3 protein-coding genes are annotated in these 3514 nt (G+C 64.4%); all 3 read left to right on the top strand.

Annotation, left to right across the window (positions count from 1 at the left end; genetic code table 11):
* Positions 1-742 (top strand): 2-deoxy-5-keto-D-gluconate 6-phosphate aldolase domain-containing protein (locus AC0V2Y_RS24875; RefSeq protein ID WP_475417781.1); only part of this gene is annotated, 742 nt, incomplete at its 5' end.
* The gene (gene iolD, locus AC0V2Y_RS24870) at positions 739-2568 is read left to right on the top strand and encodes a 3D-(3,5/4)-trihydroxycyclohexane-1,2-dione acylhydrolase (decyclizing) (RefSeq protein WP_475417782.1); all 1830 of its coding nucleotides are present in this window, start codon (positions 739-741) and stop codon (positions 2566-2568) included. The genes AC0V2Y_RS24875 and iolD, both read left to right, overlap by 4 nt.
* A gap of 1 nt (position 2569) precedes the next feature.
* Positions 2570-3484, top strand: coding sequence for a myo-inosose-2 dehydratase (iolE, locus tag AC0V2Y_RS24865; RefSeq protein WP_475417783.1), 915 nt, complete (start codon positions 2570-2572; stop codon positions 3482-3484).
* Positions 3485-3514 lie beyond the last annotated feature (30 nt).

Raw genomic sequence — 3514 nt, 5'->3', positions numbered from 1 at the left:
AGCCGTGGCGCAGACGGAAACGGCCTTGCAACTGGCCGGCAAGACGGGCGTGCTGATCGATGGCCGCTATGGCGTCGATGCGCTCAACGATGCGACGGGGCGCGGCTGGTGGATAGGCCGTCCCGTGGAATTGCCGGGATCGAACCCGCTGCAATTCGACTGGGGCCGCTCCATCGGTTCACACCTGCTCAGCTGGCCGAAGGAACACGTGATCAAGTGCCTGGTGCAGCTGCACCCGGATGACGCCGTGGAAAACCGCCTGGAACAGGAAGCGCAGATCAAGGCCCTGTACGATGCGGCGCAAGTGAGCGGTCACGAACTGTTGCTCGAAGTCATACCGTCGGAAGCCTTGCCGCACAGTGAAGACACGGTCTTGCGCGCCGTCAAGCGCCTGTACAACCTCGGCATCTACCCCGAATGGTGGAAGCTGGAAAGCATGTCGGCCCAGCAATGGCAAGCCATCGATGCCCTCGTGCACGAACGCGATCCGTATTGCCGTGGCGTGGTATTACTGGGCCTGAACGCGCCCATCGCCGCCCTGGCCGACAGTTTTGAGCAAGCCAGTGCCAGCACCACCTGCAAGGGTTTCATGGTGGGCCGCACCATCTTCCAGGAACCGAGCCGCCGCTGGCTGGCCGGCGAACTCGACGATGCGAGCCTGATCGCCGCCGTGCGCGCCAATTTCGAGCAGCTGATTGGTCTGTGGCAGCGCACGCGCAACCGCCTGGAGCGTGCCGCATGAGCGCCACGATCAGATTGACCATGGCGCAGGCCTTGGTGCGCTACCTGTCGGCCCTGCGCACCGAGGGCGGCGAACCCCTGTTCGGCGGCGCCTTCGCCATCTTTGGCCACGGCAACGTGGCGGGACTGGGCGAGGCGCTGTACCAGTACCGTGACAGTTTCCCGACTTATCGTGCCCACAACGAGCAGGCGATGGCGCACGCGGCCATCGCTTATGCAAAAGCGCACATGCGCCGGCGCATGATGGCGGTGACCACTTCCATCGGTCCCGGCGCGACGAATCTGCTCACGGCGGCTGCCCTGGCGCACGTCAACCGCCTGCCCGTGCTCTTGCTGCCCGGCGACGTATTCGTCTCGCGCGCACCCGATCCCGTGCTGCAGCAGTTGGAAGACGGTACGGATGGCAGCGTTTCCGTCAATGATGCGTTCAAACCTTTATCGCGTTATTTCGACCGCATCGTCTATCCGGAGCAATTGCTCACGGCCTTGCCGCGCGCGATTGCGGCCTTGACGGACGCGGCCGCCTGCGGGCCCGTCACCTTGTCCCTGCCGCAAGACGTGCAGACGATGGCGTATGACTACCCGGAAGAATTCTTTGCGCCGAGGACCGTGCGTTTCCGCGCCGTGCCGCCCGTCGAGCAGGAGCTGGAAGAGGCGGCCGCCTTGCTGCAAGCGGCGAAGCAGCCGCTGATCGTCGCCGGCGGCGGCGTGCTGTACGGCCAGGCCGGCGCCGCCCTGCGGACGTTTGCCGAACGGCATGGCATTCCCGTGGCGGAAACCCAGGCCGGCAAGAGCAGCTTGCCGTGGGACCACCCCTTGCAGCTGGGCGCCATCGGCGTCACCGGTTCGCCCGCCGCGAATGCGCTGGCGGCGGACGCGGACGTGGTGCTGGCCGTCGGCACGCGCCTGCAGGATTTCACGACGGGGTCCAACTCCCTGTTTGTGCAGGCGCAGCTGCTCAGCCTGAACGTCAACAGCTTTGATGCGCTGAAACGCCGGGGCCTGGGTGTACAGGCGGACGCGACCCTGGGCTTGCAGGGCTTGTCGCAAAGGCTGGTGCACTGGAACAGCGCGGGCCAGTGGCAGGAGCGGGCGCAGCAGGAAGCGCATGCCTGGCGCGCCACCGTGGCGTCCATTACCGGCAAGCGGGAAGTCGCCGGCTTGCCGTACGACGGCGAAGTCATCGGCGCCGTGCAGCGCTCTTCACTTGACTCCACCACCCGCGACATCGTCGTCTGCGCGGCAGGGACTCTGCCGGCCGAGCTGCACAAGCTGTGGCGGACAAGCACGCCGGGCGGCTATCACATGGAATACGGCTATTCGTGCATGGGCTATGAAATCGCCGGCGGCCTCGGCGTCAAGATGGCCAAGCCTGATGCGGAAGTCATCGTCATGGTGGGCGACGGCAGCTATCTGATGATGAATTCGGAAATCGCCACCTCCATGATGCTGGACAAAAAACTCATCATCGTCGTGCTCGACAACCGGGGCTATGGCTGCATCAACCGCCTGCAGCAGGCCTGCGGCAATGCCTCGTTCAACAATATGTTGCCCGACAGCGCCCCCCGCATCGACTTCGCCCTGCATGCGCAATCCCTGGGTGCGCTGTCCGAACACGTTGCCGACATTGGCGAACTCGAACAGGCCATGCTGCGTGCCCGGGCAGCTTCCCGCACGTATCTGATCTGCATCGATACGGACGACACGCGCACGACGCAGGAGGGCGGTTGCTGGTGGGAAGTGGCCGTGCCCGAGGTCTCCACCCAGCCCGGCGTGCAAGCTGCGCGTACCCGTTATGAAAACGATCGCCTGAAACAAAGGAATTGAAATGACTACATGGAATGTACGCATCGGCATCAACCCGATCTCGTGGATGAACGACGATTTGCCGAGCCTGGGCGGCGAAACGCCCCTGGAAACGGCGCTGAAGGAAGGCGCCGAGATCGGCTACGTGGGTTTTGAACTGGGCAACAAGTTTCCGAAAGATGCCCCGGCGCTGAACGCCGTGCTGGGAAAATACCATCTGGCCTGTGTCTCCGGCTGGTATTCGGGCCGGCTGGCCCATCGGTCTGTGGAAGAAGAGATCGCCTCCGTCGCATCGCATTTGCGCTTGCTTGCCGACAGCGGCGCCACCGTCATGGTGTATGGCGAAGTGGCCGACGCCATCCAGGGCGAAGCGCGCCCCCTGTATAAACGCCCGCGTTTTCAGTCCGCCCAGCAGTGGCAGGACTACGCCGACAAGTTGACGGCCTTTGCCCGGCACCTGCTGGCCCACGGCGTGCGCCTTGCCTATCACCACCACATGGGCGCCTATGTGGAAACGCCGGCCGATGTGGACCAATTGATGGCCCTGACGGGTCCCGAGGTCGGCTTGCTGTTCGATACGGGTCACATCACCTTTGCCGGCGGCGATGCCTTGGCGGTGCTGAACAAGCATATCGACAGGATTTGCCACGTGCATTGCAAGGACGTGCGCCCGAATGTGGTGAAACTGGCCCGCAACGGCCACTGGAGTTTTTTGCAGGCGGTGATTAATGGCGCCTTCAGCGTGCCGGGCGACGGCAGCATCGACTTCCCGGCCATCCTGACGCGCTTGTATCTGCACGGCTACGAGGGCTGGCTGGTGGTGGAAGCGGAGCAAGACCCGGCCGTCGCACCCAGCTACGCATACGCGAAGATGGGCCACGATTACCTGGCGCGCCTGGTCGATGCCATCCCCCGACTGGGCCGGGAGGCGGCATGAGCCCGCTGCTGGTGAAAGCGGGGCAGGGAC

This window comes from Janthinobacterium sp. BHSEK, from assembly GCF_056174685.1.
The sequence above is the reverse complement of the archived record's forward strand: the minus strand, read 5'-3'. Positions and strand labels throughout refer to the sequence as shown.